Source organism: Streptomyces sp. NBC_00727, assembly GCF_045161745.1.
Taxonomy (GTDB): Bacteria; Actinomycetota; Actinomycetes; order Streptomycetales; family Streptomycetaceae; genus Streptomyces.
In genome coordinates, this window is the sequence record NZ_CP108981.1 from 6,827,550 (window position 1) to 6,853,883 (window position 26,334).

Annotated in this window: 22 protein-coding genes and 1 pseudogene; 13 read left to right on the forward strand and 10 right to left on the reverse strand. The window is 72.4% G+C overall.

All coding sequences use genetic code 11. The features are described from left to right. The first annotated feature begins 86 nt into the window (after positions 1–86). Positions 87–233: a hypothetical protein gene (locus tag OG242_RS30725; protein WP_405901270.1), complete on the forward strand. Its 147-nt coding sequence runs from the start codon at positions 87–89 to the stop codon at positions 231–233. Here OG242_RS30725 and OG242_RS30730 read toward each other — a convergent pair. Beyond that, positions 230–856, reverse strand: a complete 627-nt coding sequence (locus OG242_RS30730) for a TetR/AcrR family transcriptional regulator (RefSeq protein WP_405901271.1) — start codon at positions 854–856, stop codon at positions 230–232. The two genes, OG242_RS30725 and OG242_RS30730, sit on opposite strands and share 4 nt — an antisense overlap. A gap of 234 nt (positions 857–1,090) precedes the next feature. Here OG242_RS30730 and OG242_RS30735 point away from each other — a divergent pair, with 234 nt between their 5' ends. Genes OG242_RS30735 through OG242_RS30750 form a run of 4 tightly spaced genes read left to right on the forward strand, consistent with a single transcriptional unit; the run spans position 1,091 to position 5,874 of the window. Beyond that, positions 1,091–1,648, forward strand: coding sequence for a 2Fe-2S iron-sulfur cluster-binding protein (locus OG242_RS30735; RefSeq protein ID WP_405901272.1), 558 nt, complete (start codon positions 1,091–1,093; stop codon positions 1,646–1,648). Next, complete coding sequence (locus OG242_RS30740; RefSeq protein ID WP_405901273.1) at positions 1,645–2,637, forward strand: FAD binding domain-containing protein; 993 nt, start codon at positions 1,645–1,647, stop codon at positions 2,635–2,637. Before OG242_RS30735 ends, OG242_RS30740 begins: the two co-directional genes overlap by 4 nt. Then, positions 2,634–4,772 carry a xanthine dehydrogenase family protein molybdopterin-binding subunit gene (locus tag OG242_RS30745; RefSeq protein ID WP_405901274.1) on the forward strand — a complete coding sequence of 713 codons (2,139 nt, stop codon included), beginning with the start codon at positions 2,634–2,636 and terminating at the stop codon, positions 4,770–4,772. The genes OG242_RS30740 and OG242_RS30745 overlap by 4 nt, the downstream gene beginning before the upstream one ends. After that, positions 4,765–5,874: an XdhC family protein gene (locus OG242_RS30750; RefSeq protein ID WP_405901275.1), complete on the forward strand. Its 1,110-nt coding sequence runs from the start codon at positions 4,765–4,767 to the stop codon at positions 5,872–5,874. Before OG242_RS30745 ends, OG242_RS30750 begins: the two co-directional genes overlap by 8 nt. On the opposite strand, the gene OG242_RS30755 is transcribed toward OG242_RS30750, so the two are convergent. From OG242_RS30755 to OG242_RS30765, 3 genes and pseudogenes are all read right to left on the reverse strand, one after another. Beyond that, positions 5,871–7,481: an ABC-F family ATP-binding cassette domain-containing protein gene (locus OG242_RS30755; protein ID WP_405901276.1), complete on the reverse strand. Its 1,611-nt coding sequence runs from the start codon at positions 7,479–7,481 to the stop codon at positions 5,871–5,873. The genes OG242_RS30750 and OG242_RS30755 overlap by 4 nt on opposite strands. After that, entirely contained in the window at positions 7,478–9,112 is a 1,635-nt protein-coding gene (gene abc-f / locus OG242_RS30760; protein ID WP_405901277.1) for a ribosomal protection-like ABC-F family protein, read from the reverse strand. Before abc-f ends, OG242_RS30755 begins: the two co-directional genes overlap by 4 nt. 365 nt (positions 9,113–9,477) lie before the next feature. After that, positions 9,478–9,618 (reverse strand): annotated as a pseudogene (locus OG242_RS30765) (TauD/TfdA family dioxygenase); the annotation flags it as partial. 72 nt (positions 9,619–9,690) lie between these two features. Here OG242_RS30765 and OG242_RS30770 point away from each other — a divergent pair. Continuing rightward, the gene (locus OG242_RS30770; RefSeq protein WP_405901278.1) at positions 9,691–11,235 is read left to right on the forward strand and encodes an MFS transporter; all 1,545 of its coding nucleotides are present in this window, start codon (positions 9,691–9,693) and stop codon (positions 11,233–11,235) included. Positions 11,236–11,259: 24 nt separating this feature from the next. On the opposite strand, the gene OG242_RS30775 is transcribed toward OG242_RS30770, so the two are convergent. Further along, complete coding sequence (locus tag OG242_RS30775) at positions 11,260–13,551, reverse strand: glycoside hydrolase family 3 N-terminal domain-containing protein (protein WP_330454957.1); 2,292 nt, start codon at positions 13,549–13,551, stop codon at positions 11,260–11,262. Positions 13,552–13,708: 157 nt separating this feature from the next. On the opposite strand from OG242_RS30775, the gene OG242_RS30780 reads away from it, so the two are divergent. Beyond that, positions 13,709–14,308, forward strand: coding sequence for a TetR/AcrR family transcriptional regulator (locus OG242_RS30780; protein ID WP_329030317.1), 600 nt, complete (start codon positions 13,709–13,711; stop codon positions 14,306–14,308). 231 nt (positions 14,309–14,539) lie between these two features. Continuing rightward, positions 14,540–17,539: a carbohydrate binding domain-containing protein gene (locus tag OG242_RS30785; protein ID WP_405901279.1), complete on the forward strand. Its 3,000-nt coding sequence runs from the start codon at positions 14,540–14,542 to the stop codon at positions 17,537–17,539. 53 nt (positions 17,540–17,592) lie between these two features. Here OG242_RS30785 and OG242_RS30790 read toward each other — a convergent pair whose 3' ends face one another. After that, positions 17,593–18,495: a carbohydrate kinase family protein gene (locus tag OG242_RS30790; RefSeq protein ID WP_405901280.1), complete on the reverse strand. Its 903-nt coding sequence runs from the start codon at positions 18,493–18,495 to the stop codon at positions 17,593–17,595. 128 nt (positions 18,496–18,623) lie between these two features. Here OG242_RS30790 and OG242_RS30795 point away from each other — a divergent pair, with 128 nt between their 5' ends. After that, positions 18,624–19,085: a hypothetical protein gene (locus OG242_RS30795; RefSeq protein ID WP_405901281.1), complete on the forward strand. Its 462-nt coding sequence runs from the start codon at positions 18,624–18,626 to the stop codon at positions 19,083–19,085. 45 nt (positions 19,086–19,130) lie between these two features. On the opposite strand, the gene OG242_RS30800 is transcribed toward OG242_RS30795, so the two are convergent. After that, complete coding sequence (locus OG242_RS30800; protein WP_405901770.1) at positions 19,131–21,188, reverse strand: SpoIIE family protein phosphatase; 2,058 nt, start codon at positions 21,186–21,188, stop codon at positions 19,131–19,133. Between the two features lie 231 nt (positions 21,189–21,419). Here OG242_RS30800 and OG242_RS30805 point away from each other — a divergent pair, with 231 nt between their 5' ends. From OG242_RS30805 to OG242_RS30815, 3 genes are all read left to right on the forward strand, one after another. Further along, positions 21,420–21,674 (forward strand): WhiB family transcriptional regulator, encoded by a 255-nt coding sequence (locus OG242_RS30805; protein ID WP_405901282.1) that lies wholly within the window; start codon positions 21,420–21,422, stop codon positions 21,672–21,674. Between the two features lie 86 nt (positions 21,675–21,760). Continuing rightward, positions 21,761–22,081 (forward strand): YkvA family protein, encoded by a 321-nt coding sequence (locus OG242_RS30810; RefSeq protein WP_405901283.1) that lies wholly within the window; start codon positions 21,761–21,763, stop codon positions 22,079–22,081. 218 nt (positions 22,082–22,299) lie between these two features. Next, complete coding sequence (locus OG242_RS30815; protein ID WP_405901284.1) at positions 22,300–22,809, forward strand: DUF664 domain-containing protein; 510 nt, start codon at positions 22,300–22,302, stop codon at positions 22,807–22,809. A 9-nt stretch (positions 22,810–22,818) separates the two neighbouring features. On the opposite strand, the gene OG242_RS30820 is transcribed toward OG242_RS30815, so the two are convergent. Next, positions 22,819–23,622 carry an AraC family ligand binding domain-containing protein gene (locus OG242_RS30820; RefSeq protein WP_405901285.1) on the reverse strand — a complete coding sequence of 268 codons (804 nt, stop codon included), beginning with the start codon at positions 23,620–23,622 and terminating at the stop codon, positions 22,819–22,821. 90 nt (positions 23,623–23,712) lie between these two features. Between OG242_RS30820 and OG242_RS30825 the strand changes: the two genes are divergently transcribed. Next, positions 23,713–24,153 (forward strand): DUF2000 family protein, encoded by a 441-nt coding sequence (locus tag OG242_RS30825; protein WP_405901286.1) that lies wholly within the window; start codon positions 23,713–23,715, stop codon positions 24,151–24,153. Positions 24,154–24,197: 44 nt separating this feature from the next. Here the strand turns inward: OG242_RS30825 and OG242_RS30830 are convergent, their stop codons facing one another. Continuing rightward, a complete protein-coding gene (locus OG242_RS30830; protein ID WP_405901287.1) occupies positions 24,198–25,244 on the reverse strand; it encodes a polyprenyl synthetase family protein in 1,047 nt (348 codons plus the stop codon). After that, positions 25,241–26,305, reverse strand: a complete 1,065-nt coding sequence (locus OG242_RS30835; RefSeq protein WP_405901288.1) for a tetratricopeptide repeat protein — start codon at positions 26,303–26,305, stop codon at positions 25,241–25,243. Before OG242_RS30835 ends, OG242_RS30830 begins: the two co-directional genes overlap by 4 nt. Between the last annotated feature and the right edge of the window lie 29 nt (positions 26,306–26,334).

Here is a 26,334-nt window from a genome sequence, read left to right on the forward strand (position 1 = left end):
GGGCTGCGCGGAAGCTGCGCTGTGCCGCGATGACGACTCACTCTCTCCGAAGTCTTGGGGGACCCGTCCGCGCAAGGTGAGTGCTGATGACCACTCATCCCGCCGACGAGATCCCTTCTGACGGTCGCGCGGGCGCCGACCAGGTGCCGGGTGAGCGCCGCTACCCGGACCTGGAACCCGACTACGTCCCGGACGCGCCGCCGGAAAGGGCGCGCGTCGTCAACGTCAGCTAGCCGGGGGGTCGTTGGACCGGATGACGGCGCATGTGTTCCGCATCGGCGTCCCCGCCCGCCCCCACCCGCAGTCCGTCCGTCACCAGGTCGAAGAGGCGGGCGGCGCGGGGCTGCCAGTCGCTGTGGGGATCCAGCTGCCAGAGGCCCGCTATGGCGAGGAAGAAGTCGTCGGGCGTCACGCCGGGGCGGATGGTGCCCGCCGCCTCGTTCGCTTCCAGCAGGAGCGTGACGGCCTCGGTCACCGGGCCGTGGCCGACCTGCGCCAGGCTGCCGTGTCCGCTCGTGGCCGCGCGCAGGGCGTCCGCCAGGCCGGCCTTCGCCATGGCGTACCGGGCGAGGCGGTCCATCCACTCGCGCAGGGCGCGGTCGGCCGGGCGGTCGTCGAGGAGCTGGGCGGCCGTGTCGGCGACCTGCTGCATCTCGTACCGGTAGACCTCCAGGACCAGCGCCTCCCGGTGCGGGAAGTTCCGGTAGAAGGTGCCCTGGCCGACGCCCGCCTTCTTCGCGATCTCGCTCACCGGTGTGTCCGCGGCCCGCGTCAGCTCGGCGAGCGCGACGGCCAGGATGCGTTCGCGATTGCGCTGCGCGTCCGGGCGCGTGGACGTGCCTTTCGCGTCCCGCATGGTTTCCCCTTCCGAGCCGCGGCCGGGGACGGCCTTGCTCACCGGACAGCCGTCCGTTAGGTTCGACGAACAAGCGGACAGTTGTCCGCTTGCCTCCATCGCAACGCCGGATCGGGCCACTTGACCGACCGGCATCCGGCGGCCCCCCCACCCACACGCCGCGCTCTCCGCCTCCCGCACCGGCCCCGCACCGTCTCGCTCGACGCGCTCAAGCAATGCGAAAGAAGGCTGATCATGGCCCCACCGACGTCCAGTGCCGTGACGCTGCACATCAACGGCGAAAAATACACGCTGACCGTCGACCACCGCACCACCCTGCTCGACGCGTTACGCGAACGCCTCGACCTGACCGGCACCAAGAAGGGCTGCGACCAGGGCCAGTGCGGTGCCTGCACGGTGCTGCTCGACGGCCGCAGGTCCGTGGCCTGCCTCCAGCTCGCCGTGGCGGCCGAGGGACGCGAGATCACCACCATCGAAGGCGTGGCGGACGGCGACCGCCTGCACCCCGTGCAGCAGGCGTTCCTGGACCTCGACGGGTACCAGTGCGGCTACTGCACTCCGGGCCAGATCTGCTCCGCCCTCGCGGTCATCGAGGAACACGCCGCCGGCTGGCCCAGCGCCGTGACCGAGGACGTGCGGCCCGAGGCGGAGGCGCCCGCGCTCACCGCCGACGAGATCCGCGAGCGGATGAGCGGCAACCTGTGCCGCTGCGGCGCCTACGCACAGATCGTGCGGGCGGTCGCCCGAGCCGCCGAGAACGTCGCAGACGAGACCAAGGAGCCGGTGGCATGAGGGAGTTCGGATACCAGCGGGCCCATGACGTCGCCGGAGCGGTGGCCCTGCTCGGTACCGCCCCCGACGCCCGGCTGCTCGGCGGCGGCACCAACCTCGTCGACCTGATGAAGGCCGGCGTGGAACGTCCCGGCCTCCTCGTCGACGTACGGGACCTCCCGCTGGACGAGATCCAGGCCACCGGGGACGGCGGCCTGCGCATCGGCGCGACCGTCAGCAACAGCGACCTCGCCGCCCACCCCGTCGTACGCCGCCACTACCCGGCCCTCACGCAGGCACTGCTCGCCGGGGCGTCGGGGCAGCTGCGCAACATGGCCACCGTCGCCGGCAACCTCCTCCAGCGCACCCGCTGCGGCTACTTCGCCGACCTGGCCAAACCCTGCAACAAGCGCGTACCGGGCACGGGTTGCCCCGCCGTCACCGGCGACCACCGCAACCACGCCATCCTCGGCGCGTCCGCACACTGCGTCGCCACCCACCCCTCCGACATGGCGGTCGCCCTCGCGGCGTTCGACGCGGTCGTCTCGTACGAAACGGCCGACGGGCCCGGCGCGCTGCCGCTCGACGCGTTCTACCTGCCCGTGGGCGACACCCCGCACATCGAGACCGCGCTGCCCGCCGGTGCCGTGATCACCGGTGTCACCCTGCCGCCCGTCCCGGCCGCCGCGCACTCCCGCTACCGCAAGGTCCGCGAGCGTGCCTCGTACGCCTTCGCGATCGGCTCCGTGGCCGCCGCGCTCGACGTACGCGACGGAGTCGTGCGCGACGTGCGCCTCGCGTTCGGGGCCGTCGCCTCACGGCCCTGGCGGGCCCGTACCGCCGAGCGGGCCCTCATCGGCGGCCCGGCCGGCACGGAAGCGTTCGCCACCGCGGCCGACGCCGAGCTGGCCGCGGCCGAGCCCCTGCCCGAGAACCGCTACAAGGTGACGCTGATGCGCAACCTCGTCGTGGCCGGACTCGACCGACTCGCCGAGGAGGCGACCCGATGACCACGACCACCGGCACGAGTTCCGCCACGGGTGCAACCGGAGCTGGCCGGGCCCGGGTGGAGGGCCGCGACAAGGTCACCGGCGCCGCCCGCTACGCCGGCGAGATCCCGTTCGCCCGGCTCGCCCACGGCTGGCTGGTGCTCTCCACGATCGCCCGGGGCAGGGTCACCGCCGTGGCGGACGAGCCCGTCCTCGCCATGCCGGGCGTGCTCGCCGTGCTGCACCACGGGAACGCGCCGCGCGTCGACGCCGACTACGTGGGCATGCTGGGACGGCCCAACCCGGTGGTCGGGCTCTTCCAGCACGACCGGGTGCCGTTCACCGGCTGGCCGGTGGCCCTCGTGGTGGCCGAGACCCCCGAGCAGGCCAGGGAGGCGGCGGAGGCGCTCGTCGTCGGCTACGAGGAGGAACCGCACGACGTGGCGTTCCGTCCCGGGCGCGACGACGCCTACCGGCCCGAGGACTCCCCGATGGTGCAGGCCGACGCGGGCAAGGGGGACGTCCGGGCACAGCTCGACGGGGCCCCCTTCGTCGTGGACGCCGAGTACACCACGCCGGAGGAGCACCACTGCACCATGGAGCCGCACGCCGCGACCGCCCGCTGGGACGACGGCCGGCTCGACATCATCGACTCCAACCAGGGCAGCGGCTGGGTGGCCGGCGAGATCGCCCAGCTCTTCTCCCTCGACCGGGACTCCGTACGCGTGCGGTCCGAACACATCGGCGGCGCCTTCGGATCCAAGGGCCTGAGTGCACATCAGGTGGCCGCCGTCATGGCGGCCACCGTCCTGGACCGGCCCGTACGCGTTGTTATGACGCGCCGTCAGATGTTCTCGCTCGTCGGCTACCGAAGCCCCACCGCCCAGCGCGTCCGGGTCGCCGCCGACGCCGACGGCCGGCTGCGCGCCTTCGACCACGAGGCGCTGAACCTCACCTCCACCGTGCACGAGTTCGTCGAGACGAGCGCCGTGCTGGGCCGTGTCCTCTACGACGCCGAGGCGCACCGCACCCGGCACCGCGTCGTCCGGCTCGACGTGCCGACACCGACGTGGATGCGCGCCCCCGGTGAGGCGCCCGGGTCCTTCGCCATCGAGTCGGCCCTCGACGAACTGGCCGAGAAGTGCGGCATGGACCCCATCGCCCTGCGGGCGCGCAACGAACCCGCCACCGGCCCGGTCTCGGGCCTGCCTTTCAGCAGCCGCAACGTGCTCGCCTGCTTCGAGGAGGGCGCGCGCCGGTTCGGCTGGGCGGCCCGCGATCCCCGCCCCGGCCTTCGCCGCGAAGGGCGGTGGCTGCTCGGGAGCGGGACGGCCGCGGCCTCCTACCCCTCCGGCGTCGGGCGCTCCACCGCCGCCGTGACCGCCGAGGCCGACGGCACCTTCACCGTACGGATCAACGCCTCGGACATCGGCACCGGAGCACGTACCGCCATGACGCTCGTCGCCGCCGAGGCGCTCCAGGTGAACCCGGACCTGATCCGGATGCGCATCGGCGACAGCGACCTGGGCCACGCGATGATCGCGGGCGGCTCCACCGGCACGCGCTCCTGGGGCTGGGCGGTCCGGCTGGCGGCAGCCGACGTACGCGAACGGCTGGCGCTGGGCGGCGGCATCCCGCCCGAGGGGATCACCGCCCGCTCGGACACCGCCGACGCCATCGCCGCCCTCCCGCAGCAGGAACGGCACTCGTTCGGCGCGCAGTTCGCCGAAGTCGCCGTCGACGTCACCACCGGTGAGGTACGGGTACGCCGTCTGCTGGGCATCTTCGCGGCGGGCGCCATCGTCAACCCGCTCACCGCCCGCAGCCAGCTCACCGGCGGCATGACCTGGGGGCTGTCCATGGCGCTGCACGAGGAGGCGGTCCGCGACGCGGCGACCGGCGGCCACGTCAACGCCGACCTCGCCGGCTACCACGTCGCCTCCCACGCCGACGTACCGCTCGTCGAGGCGGACTGGGTGGACGACCCCGTGCCCGGCGACCCCGTCGGCATCAAGGGCGTCGGCGAGATCGGCATCGTGGGCGTCGCCGCCGCCATCGCCAACGCGGTGTGGCACGCGACCGGGGTACGCCACCGGGAGCTGCCGATCCGCCCGGACCGCGTCCTGCGAGCGGCCGGGGACACCCCGGGTGCTTGAGATCGCGGACCGGCTCCGCCCCTGGTTCGAGGACGGCCGGGACTTCGCCGTCGCCACGGTCGTGGGAGTCGACGGCAGCGCGCCGCGCGGGCCCGGCGCCGCCCTCGCCGTCGACCGGGACGCGGCCGTCGTCGGCTCCGTGTCGGGCGGCTGTGTGGAGGCCGAGGTGTACGAGCTCTGCGAGCAGGCCCTGCGCGACGGCCGGACCGTGCGCCGGCGCTTCGGATACAGCGACGACGACGCCTTCGCGGCCGGGCTCACCTGCGGCGGCGTCATCGACATCCTGGTCACACCGGTGCGGCCGGCCGCACCGGTGTTCCGCGCGGCGGTGGACGCCGTGGTGCGGCGGGAAGCGGTGGCGCTGGTCCGGGTGGTGCGGGGGCCGGACGACCTGCTCGGCCGGGCGCTCGCCGTGCACGCCGACGGAACGTACGAGGGCCGCCTCGGCGGCCGTGGCGAACTGGACCGTACGGCGGCCGCCGAGGCCCGCGCCCTGCTGGAAGCCGGCCGCACCGCGACCGTCGACATCGCGGAGGACGGCTCCCACTGTCCCGGGGGCCTCACGCTCCTCGTGGAGGCGGGCGCGGCGCCGCCACGGATGATCGTCTTCGGTGCCGTGGACTTCGCCTCCGCGCTCGTCCGGGCCGGGGCCTTCCTCGGCTACCACGTCACCGTGTGCGACGCCCGGCCCGTCTTCACCACCCCGGAGCGCTTCCCGGACGCCGACGAGGTGGTGGTCGACTGGCCGCACCGCTACCTGCGGAGCATCACGACCGACGCACGCACCGTCCTGTGCGTGCTCACCCACGACACCAAGTTCGACGTGCCCCTCCTGGAGACGGCCCTGCGGCTGCCGGCCGCGTACATCGGAGCGATGGGCTCCCGCCGCACCCACGAGGAGCGCGACCGGCGACTGCGCGAAGCCGGGTTGACCGAGGACGAGTTGGCCAGGCTGCACTCCCCGATCGGCCTCGACCTCGGCGCCCGCACCCCGCAGGAGACCGCCCTGTCCATCGCCGCGGAGATCGTCGCCGTACGCCGCGGCGGGACGGGCGCCCCACTCACCGGATCACGTACGCCCATCCACCACGAAGGGCCCTAAGCACCCAGCCGCAGTTCGCGTCCCCGCCAGCGTCGGCGCAGCCAGCGGTCGTGGCTGGCCACCACGATCGCGCCGGGTCCTGGGCCCAGCGCCTCCTCCAACTCGTCGCACAGCGCGGGGGAGAGGTGGTTGGTGGGCTCGTCGAGGAGGAGCAGTTCCGGCGGGCGGGCCATCAGCAGGGCGAGGGCGAGCCGGCGCCGCTGGCCGGCCGACAGCCGGTGCACCGGCTTGTCCGCGTCCGCCTCGTGGAGCAGCCCCAGCGAGGCCAACGACACCAGTTCCGCCCGCTCGACGCCCAGCACCCGTGCGTACGTCTCCCCGGCGGTGCGGTCCGGGCGGGTGAACACGGAGTCCTGCGCGAGCACCCCGACGGACAGGCCCGGCCGCCGGACCACCTCGCCGAACGCCACCGGACGGCCCGCGAGCACCGCGATCAGCGTCGACTTCCCCGTACCGTTGCCGCCCGTCACCAGCAGGCGTTCGGACGCCTCGACGTCGAGCCGGTCGACGGCCAGCCTGCCCGGGAAGCGGACGTCGCGCAGGGACACCAGCGTGCCCGGCTCAGAAGGCTCGGCCCGCGCGGAGTACCGGAACCGCAGCGGGCGGGGCGGCTCGTCGACCTGGCGGCGCTCCGCCTCGTCGAGCCTGCGGCCGGCGTTGCGCACCCGGCGCGCGATCTGGCCCTGCACCCGGCCGGCCCGCAGCCCGTACCCCATCTTCTCGCTGTCCCGGGGCCCCCGGTCCGGTGCGACCTGGCGCGCGGTCACCGCGGCCGAGCGGCGCAGCGCCTCGATCTCCTCCTGCTCCTCGGCGTACCGCCGCTCCCACCGCGCCCGCTCCGCGCGCTTCTCGGCCAGGTAGGCGCTGTACCCGCCGCCGTACCGCACCGGCCCGTCGACCGCCGGATCGAGGTCGACGAGATCCGTGCAGACGGCGTCGAGGAAAGCCCGGTCGTGGCCGGCGATCACCACAGGCCCCGGCATCGCCCGCAGCTGCTCCTCGACGAACGACGCGGCCTCGTCGTCGAGATGGTTGGTCGGCTCGTCCAGCAGCAGGGCCGACGGCCGGCGAACGAGCAGCGCGGCAAGCGCCAGACGGCCGCGCTGCCCGCCCGAGAGCGAGCGGAGCGTTCGCCCGTGCGGCAGGGAGCCGAGGCCCAGGCCGTCGAGCAGGACGGCCGCGTGCCGGTCGGCGTCCCAGGCCGCCCGCTCCTCGGCCTGTTCGAGCCGCCCGCCGTACGTCTCCAGGAGCTGCGCGTACTCCGGAGAGCCTTCGGTCGTACGGGTGAGGAGTCCGGAGAGCCGGTCGAGCTCCGCGAGGTCGGCACGGGCCTCGCGCAGGGCGTCGTCGAGGACGCCGGCGACGGTGGAGTCCGCGTCGAAGGGCATCTCCTGGCGCAGGAAACCCACATCGGCGGGCCGGCAGACCTGCCCGGCGTCGGGCTCGTCCACCCCTGCGAGCAGCCGCAGGAGTGTCGATTTGCCGACACCGTTCTCGCCGATCAGGCCGATGCGGTCGCCGGGCGACGCGGTGAGCGACACCCCGTCGAGGACGCGCTTGCCGCCGAAGGTGCGGACGAGATCATGGGCGACCAGGGCACGGTTCATGACTGGGGCGCTCCCGTCTCCCGCAGCTCCCCGTCCGCCAGCCGCAGCCACCGCTCCACGCCGATCCGTTCCAGGAAGCGCTCGTCGTGGCTGACCACCACGAACGCCCCGCGGTACGAGGCGAGCGCGCTCTCCAGCTGCCCGGCGCTCACCAGGTCGAGGTTGTTCGTCGGCTCGTCCAGGAGCAGCAGCTGCGGGGCCGGCTCCGCGCACAGGACGCAGGCCAGAGTGGCCCGCAGCCGTTCGCCGCCCGACAGCACCCGGACGGGCAGATGGGCGCGGTCGCCGCGGAAGAGGAAGCGCGCGAGCAGGTTCATCCGCTCCGCCTCCTGCCGGTGCGGGGCGAACGCGGCGAAGTTCTCGGCCACCGTGCGGTCGAGGTCGAGCAGGTCGAGCCGTTGCGAGAGATACGCGATGCGCCCGTCGGCGCGCCTGACCGACCCCTCGTCGGGCTCCAGATCACCGTTGACCAGCCGCAGCAGTGTGCTCTTGCCCGCCCCGTTCGGCCCGGTCAGCGCGATGCGCTCGGGGCCCCGGATCGTCAGGTCGATCCCTTCGCCGGAGAACTGCTCCCGGCCGCCGAGGCGCACCCGCACCTGCTCGCAGAGAAGCACGGTGCGGCCGGCGGGCACATCGGTGTCGGGCAGGTCGAGCGTGATGCGCTGCTCGTCGCGTACGGCGCGCCCCGCTTCGTCGAGACGGGCCTGCGCCTCACCGACCCGGGCGGCGTGCGTCTGGCCGGACTTGCCGGCTGCCTCCTGGGCGCCCCGCTTCATGTTCCCGGCGAAGATGCGGGGCAGGCCCGCGTTCTTGAGGTTGCGGGCCGCGTTGCTCGCGCGCCGCTCGGCCCGTTCGCGGGCCTGCTGCATCTCGCGCTTCTCCCGCTTCAGCTCCTGCTCCGCGTTGCGGACGTTCTTCTCGGCCACGTCCTGCTCGGCCCGCACGGCCTCCTCGTACGCCGTGAAGTTGCCCCCGTACAGGCGCAGTTCCTCGGGGCCGAGTTCGGCGATGCGGTCCATGCGGTCCAGGAGCGCGCGGTCGTGGCTGACGAGGAGCAGCGCGCCGCTCCACGTCTCCAGCGTGTCGTGGAGGCGGTGCCGCGCGTCGAGATCGAGATTGTTGGTCGGCTCGTCGAGCAGCAGGACGTCCGGGCGCTTCAGCAGCTGGGCCGCCAGCCCGAGCGAGACGACCTGGCCGCCGCTGAGCGTGCCGATGCTCCGGTCCAGGGCGATGGCGTCGAGACCGAGCCGGTCGAGCTGGGCGCGGGTGCGCTCCTCGATGTCCCAGTCGTCACCGATGACGGCGAAATGCTTCTCGTCCACGTCACCCGACTCCACGGCGTCCAGCGCGCGGATCACCGCGTCCACGCCGAGGACCTCGGCGACCGACAGGTCACCGGTCAGGGGGAGGCTCTGCGGCAGGTACCCGAGCGTGCCCTCGACGGTGACGGAACCGGCGGTGGGCCGCAGCTCACCGGCGAGCAGTTTGAGCAGGGTGCTCTTCCCGGAGCCGTTGGGGGCGATGAGACCGGTGCGTCCGGTGCCCACCGTGAAGGACAGGCCTGTGAAGACCGGGACGTCGTCCGGCCAGGAGAAGGAAAGGTTCGAGCAGATGAGGGATGCCTCGGACATGCGGAGACCTCGCGTGTGAATCCGGGGTCGGCGCAAACCGCGGCCCCGGAGGAATGGCCAGAGGGAACAACGACATGGCCACTGCGGTGGCGCCCTGGGCGCCCGCGGTGGCTACGGGGCTCCGGGATCACCCGGAGATGTCGTCGTCGCCTGCCATGTCTGATCTCCTCGGTACGCGCTGAACGGCACGGTGATCCTAGCAGCCGTCCCCTCTCACGGGCTTCCGATTTCGGTGCGTGCCCGCCGGCGCAGATCGTCGGTGCCCTGGTCCGGGCCGTCTCCAGGTGTCAGGACGACGGTCACTCGCGGGGGCGCCCCGGCGGGCGGTGCCGAGGCACCGCCCGCCGGGGGAGTGGGGTGCCCGGTCACGCAGCCGAGGCCTCGGCGGTGGAGGCGCCCGACGCGATGCCGAAGGACGGGTCCGGCACGGTCTCCGGGCTGATCAGGGCGGAGGAGCGGCCGCGGGCGCACCACCCCGAATCGCCCCCGGAGATCGATTCGCGACGCCCACCCCACAGGTCTAACGTCGAGGGAGTGAACGGCCACGTTCACCCCCGCACGACGCGGCCAACGAACCAATGACGGGCTCCCACGCGACACCCACGCATGCCACCGCCACCCCCCGGAGGGACCGCGGCGGCACCATCGCCCTGCTCGTCATCTGCTCGTGCCAACTGATGGTGGTCCTCGACATCACCATCGTGAACATCGCCCTACCGCACATCCAGACTTCCCTGGGCTTCTCGACCGAGAACCTCTCCTGGGTGATCAACGCCTACACCCTCACCTTCGGCGGCCTGCTGCTGCTCGGCGGGCGGATCGGCGACATCCTGGGGCGGCGCCGGGTCTTCATGGCCGGCGTCGCCCTCTTCGTCATCGCCTCCCTGCTCGGCGGACTCGCCCAGGAATCCTGGCAGTTGCTCGCCGCCCGCTCCCTCCAGGGCGTCGGCGGCGCGATCGCCTCCCCGACCGCGCTCGCCCTCATCACGACAACGTTCCACGAAGGCCCCGCACGCAACAGGGCCTTCGGCGTGTTCGCGGCCGTGTCGGCGGGCGGCAGCGCCATCGGTCTGCTCGCCGGAGGGGTGCTGGTCGAGTGGCTGGACTGGCGGTGGATCTTCTTCGTCAACGTGCCCATCGGCGCGCTGATCGTGCTGGCGACCCGCCGCTACATCCAGGAGTCCGAGCGCCACCCGGGCCACTTCGACGTACTCGGCGCCCTCACGGCGACAGTGGGCATGGTGAGCCTCGTCTACGGGTTCATCCGCGCCTCCGAGGAGGGCTGGAGCGACACCCTGACCCTGGTGGCGTTCGCCGCGGCGGTGGTGCTGCTCGGCCTGTTCATCGCCATCGAGAGCCGGTCCCGGCAACCCATCACGCCGCTGTGGATGTTCCGCGACCGCAACCGCGCGGGCACCTACGGAATCATGCTGAGCCTCGCCGCGGCGATGTTCGGGATGTTCTTCTTCCTGACCCTGTTCGTGCAGAACATCCTGGGCTTCAGCCCGTTGCGTACGGGCCTCGCCTTCCTGCCGGTCAGCGTCATCATCGCGATCGGCGCCGGATTCACCTCCCGGCTGCTGCCGCGCTTCGGTCCCAAGCCGTTCATGGTGACGGGCGCGGTCCTCGCCGCGATCGGACTCGGCTGGCTCACGCAGACCGACGTCCACAGCACCTACCTGGGCAGTCTCCTGGGACCGGTGCTGGTGTTCGGCCTCGGCATGGGGCTGCAGTTCGTCTCGCTGACGCTGATGGCGCTCTCCGGCGTCGAGCCCCATGAGTCGGGTGCCGCCTCAGGCATCCTCAACACCACCCAGCAGGTGGGCGGATCACTCGGTCTGTCCATCCTCGTCACGGTCTTCGGCACGGCCAGCCGCAACGAGGCGACCGACCAGGTGCCCAAGTTCATGGCCGAGGCGACACCGGCGCAGCTCGCGCAGTTCCGCAGGACCGGGCAGCTCCCGGGGAGCTGGGGCGACCAGGTCCTGGCGTCCGGCGTCTCCACCGCGTTCCTCGCCGCGGCGGCCTTCGCCGTAGCCGCAGCCCTGATCGCCCTGTTCGTCATCCAGGTCCGCCCCTCCGACCTGGAACGGCTGCGCGGGACCGGCCGGCCGGGCCCCTGACGCCCGGCCGCCCGCCCGCGGGCCTCAGCCCTTGACGGTGAAACCAGCCCGCAGCAGGTCCTTGTCCCGCGACGACGGACCGACGAGCAGCTCGAACGCGCCGGGCTCGACGACCCGCCGGCCCTCCGCGTCCACCAGGCTGCACACGGACACCGGCAGCTCGAAGACGACCTCGCGCGACTCACCCGGCGCCAACGGGACCTGCCGGTACGCCTTCAGCTCCTTCTCCGCCCACGTCACGGACGTGACCGAGTCGCTCACGTACACCTGCACGGTCTCCAGCGCGGGCCGCTCGCCGGTGTTGCCGACCACCACGCGCGCCCGCAGCGTGTCGTTCGCGCCCAGGACGTCGGTCAGCACCTCCAGGTCCCCGTACTCGACGGTCGTGTAGCTCAGCCCCTCGCCGAACACGAACGCCGGCTGCTGGGTCAGGTCCGCGTACCGCGTGCCGTGCTGGCCGCGCAGCTGGTTGTAGTACGTCGGCTGCTGCCCCGCGTGACGCGCGAAGGAGACGGGCAGCCGCCCGGACGGCTCCACGAGGCCGAGGAGCAGCTCCGCCACCGCGCGGCCGCCGAGCATGCCCGGGTTGAACGCGTGCACGATGGCCGAGGCGCGGTACGCGGACGGCGGCAGCACCAGCGGCTTGGAGCTGATGACCACCACGGTGAACGGCTTGCCCGTCGCGGCGAGCGCGTCCAGCAGCGCGATCTGCCCGCCGATCAGCTCCAGGGTCGCGGTCGAGCGCCCCTCGCCGACCAGTTCGATGCGGTCGCCCACCACGGCGACGACATGGTCGGCGGCCTCGGCGGCGGCGACCGCCTCCGCGATCAGCTCCTCGGACGGCTCGCACGGCACGACGATCTCGGGACGCGGCTGCCCGTCCGGGAAGAAGGCGCCCTCCGGGTCGGGGCCCACGGTCAGAATGTCGGCGCCCCGCGCGTGGGTGACGGTCCAGCCGGCCGGTGCGTGCTCCCGGAAGCCGTCGAGCACGGTACGGATCATGGCGCGCGGGTGGCCGTCCGGCAGCCAGTCCGCCTGACCGGAGGAGCCCGCCCAGTCCCCGAGCTGGGTCTGCGCGTCGTCGGCGTTGGGGCCGATCACGGCGACCGTACGCGGCGCCGCACCTGCGTCCGCGACCGCGCGACCGTCCGCCCCGGCCCGGAAGCCGCCGTCCAGCGGCAGGGTGCCGTCGTTGGCCAGCAGCACCAGGGAACGGCGGGCCACCTCCAGGTTCACCTCGGCGTGCCCGGCGCTGCCGATGACCGCCTCCTGCCGGGCCCGGTCGGGGTGGCGCGGGTTCTCGAACAGCCCCAGCTCGAACTTGAGCGTCAGGATGCGCGCGACCGCCGCGTCGATCTCCGCCTCGTCGAGCCGCCCGGCCGCCACGGCCTGCTGGGCGCCCTCGAAGAAGTCCGGGGTCGTCATCACCATGTCGTTGCCCGCCCGGACCGCCGCGGCCGCCGCCTGCGCGTGGTCGGCGTACACCTTCTGCTCCCACACCATGCGCCCGACGTTGTCCCAGTCGGTCACCAGGGTCCCGGTGTAGCCCCACTCGCCGCGCAGCACCTCGCCCAGCAGCCAGTTGTTGACGGTGATGGGGACGCCGTCCATGGACTGATAGCCCAGCATGAACGTACGGCAGCCCTCCTTGGCGACCCGCTCGAACGGCGGCAGGAACCAGGAGCGCAGCTTGCGGCGCGAGATGTCGGCCTCGCTCGCGTCCCGGCCGCCCTGGGTCTCGGAGTAGCCCGCGAAGTGCTTGGCGCACGCGAGGATCGCGGTCGGGTCGTCGAGCCCCTCGCCCTGGTAGCCGCGCACCATCGCCGAGGCCAGCTCGCCGATGAGGAACGGGTCCTCGCCGAAGGTCTCGCTCACCCGGCCCCAGCGCAGGTCCCGGGTGATGCAGAGCACCGGCGAGAACGTCCAGTGGACGCCGGTCGCCGCGACCTCGACGGCGGTCGCCCGGGCCACGCGCTCCAGCAGCTCCGGGTCCCAGCTCGCGGCCATGCCCAGCTGGGTGGGGAAGATGGTGGCGCCCTCCCAGAACGAGTGCCCGTGGATGCAGTCCTCGGCGACCAGCAGCGGGATGCCGAGGCGGGTGCGCCGGGTCAGCTCGGCGGCCTCCAGGACGCGTTCGGGCGAGGCGTGCAGGATGGAGCCCGCGTGCATGTCCTCGATGTGCTGCCGCACCCCGTCCTTGCCGTTGAGCTGGAGCATCTGGCCGACCTTCTCGGGCAGCGTCATCCGGCCGAGCAGGTCGGCGACGCGCTCCGGAATGGACAGGCGGGGGTCGAGATAGGGCAGGGAGGAGCCCACGGGAGTTCCTTTCACGACGTCTGCGACGTTCTCATCGGGCGGTACGCGGAGGCTGCGCTCCGGGCACCACCGTACGCCGAATACCGACCTAGTGGTAAGTAAGTAGGATGCAAACATACGCAGCGGTGCCTGCCGAGACGACCGGGGAGTGTGCCGAGTGACCGGCGGGGAGCGACGCGGTTACGCCAAGGGCCGGGCCAAACGCGAGGAGATCCTCGACCAGGCCATGGCCATGTTCGGCGAGGCCGGATACCGGGGCGCCTCGCTGCGGGTGATCGCCACCCGCTGCGGCATCTCGCATCCCGGACTGCTCCACCACTTCCCGACCAAGGAGTCGCTGCTGCTCGCGGTCCTGGAGCACCGCGACGCCGTGGACGACCAGTGGCTGGAGGCGGGCCGCCCCACCGGAGTCGACCGGTTGCGCCGCCTGGTGGGGCTCGCGGCGCTCAACGCGCAACGGCGCGGCATCGTCGAGCTGTTCTGCGTCCTGTCAGCCGAGGCGACCGCCGCCGACCACCCGGCCCACGCCTACTTCGTCGAGCGCTACCGCACCGCGGTGCTGTCCACGGCCGTCTCCTACACCGAGGCCCGCGAGAAGGGTGTGCTGCGGGAGGACATCGACCCGGGGGAGGCCGCGCAGCAGCTGATCGCGCTGATGGACGGTCTCCAGACCCAGTGGCTGCTGAGCGGCGGTGCGACCGACATGGCCGGTGTCCTCCAGGCGCACATCCAGGCGCAGTTGACGGTGCCTTTCTGAGAGGTGCGGCCACCGTGGGTGCCGCACCTCTTTACGGGGTTGTCATGTGCCGGTAACTTCCTTGCTGCAAGAGCTTTCAGCAATATTCCGGCTGTTCTTACAGGCGGACACATCCCCGTTCGCTCGGACCTTGAGGCGCGTCAGGGTCTCCTGCGGTACGGCACGGGCCCCACGTCCCGTGCCCCGGTCGCCACGGCTTCGCCGCCGCCGTGGCCCTTCCCTGGAGACACCATGAAACGCACCCCTCACCGGCTGCTGAGACGCACCCTGGCGTCCGCCGCTGCCGCCGCCGCAGTGTGCGGACTGCTCACCGCGCTGCCGCAGGGCACCGGCCTCGACGCACGGCCCGTCGCGTCCTCCGACACCACCACGACCGTCTTCTACTACACCAAGACGAAGAACTGGGCCGCGTACAACCTGCATTACGCCCCCGACGGCGGCACGTGGACCACCGTGCCCGGCGTCGCCATGGAGGCCGCCTGCACCGACTGGGTCAAGAAGACCGTCCCGCTCTCCGGCGCCGAGGGGATCCAGGCGACCTTCAACAACGGGTCGGGGGTCTGGGACAACAACGGCGGCAAGAACTACGACCTGGGCAGCGGAAGCATCACCGTCAAGGACGGCGTGGTCGCCCACAGCGACCCGTGCGCGGACAGCGGTGACCCCGACCCCAGCCCCACCCCGACCGAGGGGGCGCACACCGCGTCGGTGTACTACTCCACCGCCACCGTCGGCTGGACGACCACCAACCTCCACTACCAGCCCGCCGGCGGCTCCTGGACCGCCGTACCCGGCGTCGGCATGGAGCCCGCCTGCACCGGCTGGGTGATGAAGACGGTCGACCTCGGCTCCGCCACCTCGATGAAGGCCGCGTTCAACAACGGCAACGGCGTCTGGGACAACAACAACGGCAGCGACTACACCATCCCCGCCGGCCTCAGCACGGTGAAGGACCGGGCGGTCGTCAAGGACGCCGCGGACCCCTGCGCCGCCGAACCCGCCGACACCGAGGCCCCGACCGTCCCGGCCGGAGTGACGGCGAAGGCCGACGGTGTGGCGGTCGTCCTGAGCTGGGAACCCTCCACGGACAACGCCAAGGTGACGAAGTACCAGGTCACCCGCACCGGCGGCACGACGGGCAGCCTCGTCACCGATGTGACGTCCACCGTGCTCTCCGAAACGGGCCTGGAGGAGAACACCACCTACACCTACACCGTCAAGGCGATCGACGCGGCCGGCAACACCTCCGCCGCCTCCGCGACCGCCAGGACGACCACCGGTGACAAACCACCGGCGGCGGCCCAGGGCACACCACTCGGCACCGACCCCCGCAAGGACCCCATCTACTTCGTCCTCACCGCCCGCTTCAACGACGGGGACACGAGCAACAACCGGGGCGGCAGCCAGGACGCCAAGTCCGGCAACGCGGCCAACAACGACCCTATGTTCCGGGGCGACTTCAAGGGCCTGGTCAACAAGCTCGACTACATCAAGGGGCTCGGCTTCTCGGCGATCTGGATCACCCCGGTCGTCCTGAACCGGTCCGACTACGACTACCACGGCTACCACGGCTACGACTTCTACAAGGTCGATCCCCGCCTGGAGTCCGCCGGAGCCTCCTACCAGGACCTCATCAACGCCGCCCACGCCAAGGGCATCAAGATCTACCAGGACGTCGTCTACAACCACTCCTCGCGCTGGGGCGCCAAGGGCCTGTTCACCCCGACCGTCTACGGCGTCCGCGACACCCAGTGGAGCTGGTACTACGACGAGAAGAACGAGGGCTTCGAGTACGACGGCCTCTCCGTCGAACCCAAGAGCGGCAAGTCGTACTACAACGGCGACCTGTGGTCCACGGCCGAGCCCGCCGGCAACACGTGCCTCAACTGGGGCAAGCCCACCGGCGGTAAATCAGCCGAGGGCTACACCATCTACAACTGCCAGTGGCCCAACCCCACGTCGGGCATGTTCCCGAAGGCGTACTACCACACCTGCTGGCTCGGCAACTGGGAGGGTGAGGACTCCCGCTCCTGCTGGCTCCACGAGGACCTGGCCGACTTCAACACCGAGTCCGCGCCCGTGCAGAACTACCTGATCGGCGCCTACGACAAGTACATCGACATGGGCGTGGACGGCTTCCGCATCGACACCGCGGTGCACATCCCGCGCACCACCTGGAACCGGCGCTTCCTGCCCGCCATCCAGGAGCGGGTCACCCAGCAGTTCGGTGCCGAGGCCGCGAAGAACTTCCTCGTCTTCGGCGAGGTCGGCGCGTTCGTCAACGACAAGTGGAACCGCGGCTCGGTCAACCACTCCGCCCAGTTCTTCACCTGGAAGGAACGCAAGGAGTACGACTCCGACGACGCCAAGGCCGCGCTGGAGATGTACGAGTACGAGGAGAAGCTCGGCACCGGCAACCAGCCGACCTCCACCAACGCGTTCCTGGACGGCAACAGCTACCACACCCCGGACCACAGCCAGTTCTCCGGCATGAACATCATCGACATGCGCATGCACATGAACTTCGGTGATGCCACCAACGCGTACAACAACGGCAAGGACTCCGACGACTCGACCAACGACGCCACCTACAACGTCGTCTACGTCGACAGCCACGACTACGGGCCCAACAAGAGCAGCGAACGCTACGCCGGAGGCACCGACGCCTGGGCCGAGAACATGTCCCTGATGTGGACGTTCCGGGGTATCCCGACGCTCTACTACGGATCGGAGATCGAGTTCCAGGCCGGCAAGAAGATCGACTGCGGTCCCACCTGCCCGCTGGCCACCACCGGCCGCGCCTACTACGGCGACCACCTCGCGGGCAGCGTCACCGCCTCGGAGTTCTCCCAGGTCGACTCCGCGTCCGGTGAGGTCGCGAACACCCTCGCCAAGCCCCTGGTCAAGCACCTCCAGCGGCTCAACCAGATCCGGCGCGCCGTGCCGGCCCTGCAGATGGGCCAGTACTCCACGGAGGGCATCACCGGCCAGATGGCGTACAAGCGGCGCTACACCAGCGGCTCGACCGACAGCTTCGCCCTGGTCACCGTCACGGGTGGCGCCTCGTACACCGGAATCCCCAACGGCACCTACAAGGACGCCGTCACCGGCGACACCCGGGTCGTCGCCGACGGAAAGCTCACCGTCGACGCCCCGGGCAAGGGCAACATGCGCGTGTACGTGCTGAACGGCCCCGGGAAGATCGGCACCGCGGGCCCCTACCTGAAGTGACCCGTACGCGCAGGTGGCCCCGCGCCCGGGGCACCTGCGCGTTGCGGCCGTCGTTACGCGCCCAGCAGCTCCGCCCGGCCGATCATGGCCGTCGAACCGGGGGCCGTACAGGCGTAGGCGCCCGCGACCGCACCCAGCCGGGCGCACTCCGACGGCTCACGCCCGTCGAGCCTGCCGTACAGGAATCCGGTGACGAACGCGTCGCCCGCCCCGTTGCTGTCGACCACCGGCGCCGGCGGCACGACCGCGGGGATGTGCAGCGGTTCGCCGCCGCCGTCGCGGGTGAGGAGGTACGAGCCGTCCGCGCCCGCCGTGGCGACCACCGTCGTGGCCCGGCCCTCGCGCAGGATCTCCCGCATCAGCTCGGGGGCACGCTCGCCCGTCGCCGCCGCGCTGAAGAAGACCACATCGGACCGGAGCGCGAACTCCCGCTGATGGTCGCTGAGTCCGTCCCAGTCGTGCAGATCGGTTGAGACCGGCACCCCCAGCGCCTCGATGTCGTCGTACAGGAACCGGGTGAAGTTCGTGATCGACAGATGGACATGACGGGCCCGGCGCAGGCGGGGCAGATAGAAGTCCCGCGGCATCCGCAGGTCCTCGGGGTCCCGGGCGTCGTAGAACGACATCCGCCGGCCCGTCGCGTCCACCAGGTTCACCGCGCGCCGGGTCCCGGCCGGCGAGATCACCGCGTGGAACTCCACATCGCCCTTCGCGAGCCGCTCGCGCACCTGCGTACCGGTCCAGTCGTCGCCGACGCAGTCCAGGAACGCCACGTCGAGCCCCAGCGCACGGGCGCCGAGTGCCACATTGCCCCCGGTCTGACCGGGCCACTCCTGGATCGGGCCGACCATGACCGCGTCGGCGAGCGGAACCGGCAGGGCGTCGACGCGGACGATGGTGTCCACCCCGCTGCCACCGACCACCACGACGTCGTACTCCGCTTGTTGTCGGACCACTGAGCCCCCTCTCGTGTTCCCGCCGCGCCCAGTATCGCCCACCTGCCCGGCCGCTCGACGCGCGCCCGGGACACCCGCTGGCTAGGCTCGACCGGGGGCCCACAACCTGATCCGTGGAGGCTCACGCCATGATGCCGTTGCCCGAACCGCGCGATATCCCGCCGCGCCTGGCCACCGGTGCGTTCATCCTCAACTCCGGCCTCGGCAAGCTCAAGGCCGACGAGGGGACCGCCCAGGGGCTGCACGGAATGGCCGCCAACGCCTATCCGTTCCTCGGCAAGCTGGAACCCGCCCGGTTCACCCGGTTGCTCGCCTACTCCGAGATCGCGGTCGGCGTCACCCTGCTGGCCCCGTTCGTGCCGACCAGGCTCGCCGGGCTCGCCCTCACCGGGTTCTCCGGCGGCCTCTTCGGCCTCTACCTGCGCACCCCCGGCATGCGGGAGCCCGGCAGTCTGCGGCCGACGCAGGACGGGATCGCGCTGGCCAAGGACTCCTGGATGCTGGGCATCGGCCTGGGCTTCCTGGGCGCCGGCGGCCACCGGGTCCGCGCCTCGGCGAAGTGCCGCACCCGGCGCAGGTGCTCCCGCTAGTTCCGCGAGTGCGGGCGGCGGCGCACCCCGAGCCGCCGCCCGCCCTCACGCGTGCACCCGGGCCATCAGCAGAGCCACGTCGTCGTGGTCTTCCGGGTCCCGCAGCTCGCGCAGCAGCCGGTCGCACGTCGCGTCGAGCGACGCGTCCGGGGTCCGCAACAGCCCGAGCAACGTCTCCAGGCGGCTGTCGATGTCGTCGTCCCTCGTCTCGACCAGGCCGTCCGTGTACAGGACCAGCCGGTCGCCCGGACCCAGCGGGACCGTCACGTCGCTGAACGGCACGCCGCCCACCCCGAGCGGCGCCCCGGCCGGCAGATCCAGGAGCACCGGCTCACCGCCCTCCGGGATCAGCACCGGCGGAAGATGCCCGGCGGTGGACACCCGGCACCGCCCGGCGCCCGGGTCGTACACGGCGTAGACACAGGTGGCGAACCACGGGTCGAGACCGGCGGTGATCTCGTCCAGATGGCCCAGCACCTCGGCGGGCTCCAGGGAGAGCCGGGACAGCGTCTGGGTGGCGGTCCGCAGCCGCCCCATCGTGGTGGCCGCATTGATCCCGCTGCCCATCACATCGCCCACCACCAGGGCGGTGCCGCCGCCCCGCAGCCCGATGACATCGAACCAGTCCCCGCCGACCTCGTACCGCGAGGCGGCCGGCCGGTAGCGGGACACCACGTCGAGGCCCACCGGATCGTGGCGGTTGCGGGGCAGCATGCTTCGCTGGAGCGTCAGCGCGGTCTCCTGTTGCTGCCGGTAGAGCCGGGCGTTGTCGATGCCGACCGCCGCCCGGTTGGCCAGCTCGGCCGCCAGCGCCTCGTCCTCCGCGGTGAACGGCAGCGGGTTGTCCGTACGGATCAGGTCGATCGCGCCCAGCACCTCGCCCCGGGCGATCAGCGGCACCGCCAGGTAGGAGTGGGCGCCGGCCTCGGCCAGCAGGGCCGCCGAGTGCTCGTCGCGGGCGATGCGGGCCAGCTTCTCCGCGTCGAGATACGGCTCCCGGACCGGCCGGGCCGTTCGCACGCACCGGGTGACGAGGCGGTCCGCGCCGTAGTGGGCGGCCCGCCCGGGCGGATCGGCGGCCTCCACCACGGGGGTCGGCCGGGCGGTGACGACGGCCAGGGCCTGGATGAGCAGCGGGCCCTCGGCGGGTCCGGGGCGCCCCTTCAGCACGCTGTCCAGCACATCGACCGCGGCCACGTCCGCGAGCTGCGGCACGGTCACCTCGGCCAGCTCCCGGGCCGTCTGCTCCAGGTCGAGCGTGGTGCCGATGCGCACCGAGGCGTCGGCGATCAGCGCGAGGTGCTGCCGGGCCCGCTCCGCCTCGGCGGCCGCCCGGTAGCGGTCGGTGACGTCGATCAGCGACACCGCGATACCCAGCACCCGGCCGGCGGAGTCGTCCAGCCGGTACAGCGACACCGACCAGGCGTGCTCGGTCTCCGGGGCGGCGGGGCTGCGGCCCACCACCTGGCGCGACACCTGCGGCACACCGCTCTCCAGGACCTCGCGCGCGGCCGGTTCCATGCCCTCCGCGCCGAGGAACGGCAGCGCCTCGCCCATCCGCCGGCCCAGGTGGTCCTCGGCGCTCAGGCCGTCCATCCGCTCCAGCGCGGCGTTCGCGGACATGAAACGCAGATCCGGACCCAGCACCCCCAGACCGATCGGCGACTGGTCGACCAGCCCCACCGACAGCGCGAGATCCCGCTCCATCCGGCGCAGCACGTCCCCGTCGGCCGCGAGCCCCAGCGCGTAGAAGTCGCCCCGGTCGTCCTGCAGCCGCATGTTGCGGAACTCCAGCAGCCGGGTGGTGCCGTCCTTGTGGCGTACGGGGAAGACCCCGGCCCATGCCTCGCCGCTGCTCATCACCTCGCCGAACAGGCCCAGGACCAGCTCGAACTGCTCCTCGTCGACGAGCACACGGGCGGCGAACCGGCCCAGTGCCTCCTCGGCCGGATACCCCAGCAGCCGCTCGGCCTGCGGGCTCCACAGGACGATGCGGCCCTGGGCGTCCAGGACGAGCGCGGCGACGCCGAGGACGTCGAGCAGACCGCTCTCGGACGACCGGCGCGCACCCGCCCTGCGGGCCTCGCCCCAGCCGTTCCGCATCTCCTCAGTGCCGCCCACGGACGATCCTTCCCATGCCGCCACCGTGCCCGACGCACGCCCGCCGTCTCCCATGGTCGCCCCTGAGCCACCGCCCCCGCAGCTTCGAAGGCCGCGAAAGGGACGTGAAGGGGACGGATGGGAAGGTGTGCTGGGGTTTCGGAGGCGAAATGCCGGTCACCCGCAGCGTACCGAGGGAAACGCCACGCACACGACCGACAGGAGTGAGAGTCCATGGAGAACTGGCGCATGCACGCGGCCTGCCGCGACGAGGACCCGGATCTTTTCTTCCCCATCGGAAGCACCGGCCCCGCGGTCGTCCAGGCCGAGGAGGCCAAGGCGGTCTGCCGACGCTGCCCCGTACAGGAGGAATGCCTGCGCTGGGCGCTGGAGAACAACCAGGACTCCGGTGTGTGGGGCGGTCTGGGGGAGAACGAGCGGCGGGCACTCAAGCGCCGCAGCCGCCGTCAGGCCCACGGGTCCGGATGAGACCCGCGACGGGCACGAGGGCAGTGTCACACCGGCACATGCCCGATTTCATGGCTTTTCGCCGGCCCGCTGGTGGAGGATGAAGCATGGACACCAAGGCCTGGATCATCGTCGGCGCGCTCCTCGCGCTGCTCACCCTGGCCGTCGCCGGCGTCCTGCTGGTGCGGGTCCTGAAGGCCAGGAAGCTGCTGGCGGATGCCGGTGTCCCGCTGCACAACAAGGCGCTGGTCTGGGCGGCGGTGCTGTACACCGTGTCGCCGGTCGACCTGCTGCCCGACCCTGTCTACCTCGACGACATCGGCTTCCTCCTGCTGGCCCTGCGCTCGCTGCACTCCGCGGCGCGGGCCGCGGGGGTCGGTGCCCGTCGGGGGGAGGCGGCCGAGACCGGCCGCAGCCTCGTTCCGTAGCCCTGCGCGCACATTCCGGGGAACCCGGCACGTCCTGATCGTTGACAGCTGGACGGGTACACGTAACTCTCCTGGGCGAGCGCTCTCCCAACCCGCCGCGGGATCCCCGTCCCGCTCTCTTCCGCCAGGAGTTCGGCATCTACAGCTGAGCACCGGGCGGGTGCCGGCGGGGCGTGTCGGTGGCCGCGCCCGGACGGCGCAGCGGCCATGGTGAAAGCATGAACGTCACCGACATTTTGGCGGATGGATACTCCCGCATCCAGGAGACCGTGCACGCGGCCGTCGAGGGCCTGGAACCCGACGACCTGCACGCCCGGCTGGACGACGGCACCAACTCGATCGCCTGGCTGGTGTGGCATCTGACGCGCGTCCAGGACGACCACATCGCGGACGCGGCCGGCACCGAACAGCTCTGGTCCGCCCAGGACTGGGCCGGCCGCTTCGACCTCCCCCTCCCCGCCGACGCCACCGGCTACGGGCAGAGCAGCGAGGAGGTCGCCGCCGTCCGCGTGGACTCGGCGGACCTGCTCCTCGGCTACTACGACTCCGTCCACGAGCACACCCTCGCCTTCATCCGGAACCTCGAAGGACACGCACTGGACCGTGTCGTCGACGAGGCCTGGGACCCGCCCGTCACCCTCGGGGCGCGGCTGGTCAGCGTCCTGTCGGACGACCTCCAGCACGCGGGCCAGGCCGCCTTCGTCCGCGGAGTGCTGGAACGCCGATAAGGGCTGTGCTCACGCCCCGCGCGTACGGGCGTAGTGCCCCGGGCCAGTGCCCACGATCCGCTTGAAGTGGCGGGTCAGATGGGACTGGTCGTAGAAGCCCGCCGAAGTGGCCACGGCCGACGCCGGGAGCCCGCGCAGCAGCAGCCGGCGCGCCAGGTCGACCCGCCGGCCCGTCACGTACTGGTGCGGTGCCATGCCGAACTCGCGGCTGAACGCCCGCACCAGATGGGCGTGGTGGGCGTGCAGCCGCGCACCCGCCTCCTGCAGCGTGATGCCCTCGACGTACGTCGCGTCGAGCAGCTCGCGCAGCCGGTGCGCGAGTCTGCCGTCGTGGACGTACGTGGCGGAGTCGACGCGGTCGCGCAGATGCTGATCGAGCCGGTCCGCGACCAGGGCGAGCCGGCTCGCCGCCTCCAGTTCGTCGCCCGGACCCGCGAGGGTGCGGTGGAGGCGGTCGATGCGGTCGCGCAGGGCCCGGTCGTGCAGGACGGGGCGGACGACCGCCCGGCCGATCAGCCGCTCGTCGACCTGGTCGGTGTCCAGGTACAGCACGCGCTTGCGGAACCCCTCGGGGGTGGCCGCCTCACCGTTGTGCGGGACGTGCGGCGGCAGCAGCGTCACCGTGTGGGTGAGCACACCGTGCTCGTGGCGGTCCAGGTCGTAGCGCACCATGCCCTCGTCCACGACGAGCAGGGTCCAGGCGTCGTGCGTGTGCATGGGGTAGGCATGGTCGGTGAAACGCGCGTGGAAGACCTCGGCGATCCCCTCCACGGGCGGGGACCACGCGGTGATCTCCGGACGTGCTGTGGCCATGCGTCCGATCGTACGTCGGGTGCGCCGCGTGCCCCGACGTGCAAAGTTCGTACAAGACCGGGCAGCGGCCGGCCCGGCAGGCTCGGGGGCATGACAGCTGAGACAACCGCCGCCGCTCCCGTCCGCTTCGACACCAAGATCGCCGTGCTGCTCCGCAACGACCTGGAGACCTGGCAGCGGCTGAACGTCACCGCCTTCCTGGTCAGCGGCCTCGGCACGGCCGCCCCCGAGGTGATCGGCGAGCCCTACGCCGACGCGGACGACACCCCGTACCTGCCGATGTTCCGCCAGCCGGTCATGGTCTTCGAGGGGACGAAGGAGACGCTCACCACCGCCCACGCCCGCGCGGCCGGCCGGGGCGTCGCGCTGTCGGTGTTCACGTCCGGCCTCTTCGCGACGGGCAACGACCGGGACAACCGCGCCGCGGTGCGCGCGGTGCACCGGGACGCGCTGGACCTGGTGGGGATCGCGGTGCACGGCCCCCGCAACGCCGTGGACAAGATCCTCAAGGGCGCGTCGATGCACCGGTGAGTACGTTGGCGCCGCCCGCCGGAGCGAGGGGCGGCGCAGTGGCGTCACAGGGCGCGTTCCACCACGTACGGGAACAGCGTGAGCATCTCCTCCAGGGCATCGGGCGCCAGCGGAACGCTCTCCAGACACGCCCGCGCCCGCTCCAGGTGGCGGTGCGCCTCCGCCGTGGCAGCCGCCCGCCCGCCGGCCCCCTCCACCAGCTCGGCGGCCCGCCGCACAGCGCCCTCGTCGAGCGGACCGCCGCGCAGCAGCGCCGCCAGCTCCGTCGCGGCCGGTCCGCCGGCGGCGAGCGCGGCGAGCACCGGGTAGGTCTTCTTGCCGCGCCCGAGGTCGCCGTGCACCGGCTTGCCCGTGACCGCGGGATCGCCCCAGATGCCCAGCACATCGTCCGCCGCCTGGAACGCCACACCCAGGTGGCGCCCCGCCGCGGCCAGTGCGTCGGCCTCCGTGCGCCCGGCGCCGCCGAGCAGAGCGCCGAGGCCGGCGGCGCAGCCCAGCAGCGCACCCGTCTTGTGCTCGGCCATCAGCCGGTACTCGTGCGGCCGTACGGCGTCGGGGCCGGACCAGGGCCGTGACTCGAAGAGCAGGTCGTCGGCCTGGCCGTGCACCAGGTCGGTGAGGGTGCCGGCGAGCAGCCGCACCGCCCGCACGCACTGCCTGCTCGGCGCGTCGGTCAGCGTCCGCACCGCCTGGGCGAACAAGGCGTCCCCCGCGAGGACCGCCGGACCGGTCCCGTACGCCTTCCAGGCGGTGGCGCGCCGCCTGCGCGTCTCGTCGCCGTCCATGATGTCGTCGTGGAGCAGGGAGAAGGTGTGGATCAGCTCGACGGCGACCGCTCCGGGGACCGCGTCCCGGGCCTCTGCCCCGACGGCCTCCGCGCCGAGCACGGCCAGCGCCTGGCGTACGCCCTTGCCCTGGGCGCCCGGCACGTCACCGCCGTCAACCCCGTCCCACCCGAGCGAGAAAGCGGTGATCTCGCCGTGCCACGGGTGCAGTCGGCGCACCGCCCGGGACAGGGCGGGGCGGACCAGGGCGCGGCAGCGGGCCAGAATCCGCGGTGCGGTGGCCGGGGAGGCCGTGGGAGACGTCATCGGCCACCCTCCGCGTCCGCCGCCGTGTCCCCGGCCGGTTCCACGCCCAGCTCCGTGTACGCCCGGTCGACCATGTCCCGGGCGTTGAGCAGACCGATCCGGTCGAGCGTGGCCCGCAGCGCGTCCAGGTCGGCGGCCGTCTCCCCGGCGTCCCGCCCGAGCCTGGCGAGCGACTTCACCAGCCCGAGCCGCGCGAGTGCCTCGCCCCGTGGCTCGGCCATCGCCCGGAATTCCTCCAGCGCTCCCGCGTAGCCCTGCCTGGCCTCCTCATGGCGCCCGGCGCGGTAGAGCACATTGGCGCGCATCTTGTGGTTGTACGCGAGGGCGCTGGTCAACTTCATCTCGCGGCAGGTGACTTCGGCCTCCGCGAGCAGTTCCAGCGCACGGTCCGGGTCGTTGTCGCGTACGGAGATGATGTCGGCCATGCCGCGCAGCGCCCAGGCCCGGCCGCGCCGGTCGTCGGCGTCACCGGCCAGCTGGGCCGCCTCCTCGAACATCGCGAGGGCGGTGTCGAAGGAGCCGGTGTTGCGGTGGATCTGCGCGATGCCCTCCAGGGCCCAGACGGTGTGGCGCGCCTCGCCGCGTGCCCGGGCCTCGGCGAGCAGCTGCTCGTGCAGCGCGGCGACGGTCCGGTAGTCGCCCTGGATGCGCCCGGTCTCCGCGAGGCCGGCGAGGGAGTAGCCCCGGGCGACGACGTCCCCGCCCTCCTTGCCCATGTCCGCCGCCAGGCCCAGGAGCCGGAACGCCAGCCGCAGCCGCCCGCGCTGGCGGGCCAGCGTGCCGCCGCTCCACAGGGCCCAGGCCATCGCCCCGGCGTCGTCCGCCGAGCGCGCGGCGCGGTAACTCGCCTTCCACGCGAGGTCGGCGTCCCGCACCTGGCCGAGCCTGCGGTGCGCCTCGGCCACGGCGAGACCCGCACGGGCCACTTCCCGGGCGGAGCCGGAGCGTTCGGCCTCTGCCAAGTGGCGTATTCCCTCGGCGAGTACGTCCGTGAGCGAGGCGTTGACGGACATCTTGGTGAGGGCGCCCTGGTACTCGGGCGCCAGTGCCTTGCTGTGCATGGAAGCCTTTCGCGCGGGCACGGGCCGGT

Bases quoted from the DNA above. Each gene is read 5' to 3' on its own strand.
- OG242_RS30725 (WP_405901270.1), top strand. From the start codon at position 87: ATGACCACTCATCCCGCCGACGAGATCCCTTCTGACGGTCGCGCGGGC.
- OG242_RS30730 (WP_405901271.1), bottom strand. From the start codon at position 856: ATGCGGGACGCGAAAGGCACGTCCACGCGCCCGGACGCGCAGCGCAAT.
- OG242_RS30735 (WP_405901272.1), top strand. From the start codon at position 1,091: ATGGCCCCACCGACGTCCAGTGCCGTGACGCTGCACATCAACGGCGAA.
- OG242_RS30740 (WP_405901273.1), top strand. From the start codon at position 1,645: ATGAGGGAGTTCGGATACCAGCGGGCCCATGACGTCGCCGGAGCGGTG.
- OG242_RS30745 (WP_405901274.1), top strand. From the start codon at position 2,634: ATGACCACGACCACCGGCACGAGTTCCGCCACGGGTGCAACCGGAGCT.
- OG242_RS30755 (WP_405901276.1), bottom strand. From the start codon at position 7,481: ATGAACCGTGCCCTGGTCGCCCATGATCTCGTCCGCACCTTCGGCGGC.
- abc-f (WP_405901277.1), bottom strand. From the start codon at position 9,112: ATGTCCGAGGCATCCCTCATCTGCTCGAACCTTTCCTTCTCCTGGCCG.
- OG242_RS30770 (WP_405901278.1), top strand. From the start codon at position 9,691: ATGACGGGCTCCCACGCGACACCCACGCATGCCACCGCCACCCCCCGG.
- OG242_RS30785 (WP_405901279.1), top strand. From the start codon at position 14,540: ATGAAACGCACCCCTCACCGGCTGCTGAGACGCACCCTGGCGTCCGCC.
- OG242_RS30795 (WP_405901281.1), top strand. From the start codon at position 18,624: ATGATGCCGTTGCCCGAACCGCGCGATATCCCGCCGCGCCTGGCCACC.
- OG242_RS30800 (WP_405901770.1), bottom strand. From the start codon at position 21,188: ATGCGGAACGGCTGGGGCGAGGCCCGCAGGGCGGGTGCGCGCCGGTCG.
- OG242_RS30805 (WP_405901282.1), top strand. From the start codon at position 21,420: ATGGAGAACTGGCGCATGCACGCGGCCTGCCGCGACGAGGACCCGGAT.
- OG242_RS30810 (WP_405901283.1), top strand. From the start codon at position 21,761: ATGGACACCAAGGCCTGGATCATCGTCGGCGCGCTCCTCGCGCTGCTC.
- OG242_RS30815 (WP_405901284.1), top strand. From the start codon at position 22,300: ATGAACGTCACCGACATTTTGGCGGATGGATACTCCCGCATCCAGGAG.
- OG242_RS30820 (WP_405901285.1), bottom strand. From the start codon at position 23,622: ATGGCCACAGCACGTCCGGAGATCACCGCGTGGTCCCCGCCCGTGGAG.
- OG242_RS30825 (WP_405901286.1), top strand. From the start codon at position 23,713: ATGACAGCTGAGACAACCGCCGCCGCTCCCGTCCGCTTCGACACCAAG.
- OG242_RS30830 (WP_405901287.1), bottom strand. From the start codon at position 25,244: ATGACGTCTCCCACGGCCTCCCCGGCCACCGCACCGCGGATTCTGGCC.
- OG242_RS30835 (WP_405901288.1), bottom strand. From the start codon at position 26,305: ATGCACAGCAAGGCACTGGCGCCCGAGTACCAGGGCGCCCTCACCAAG.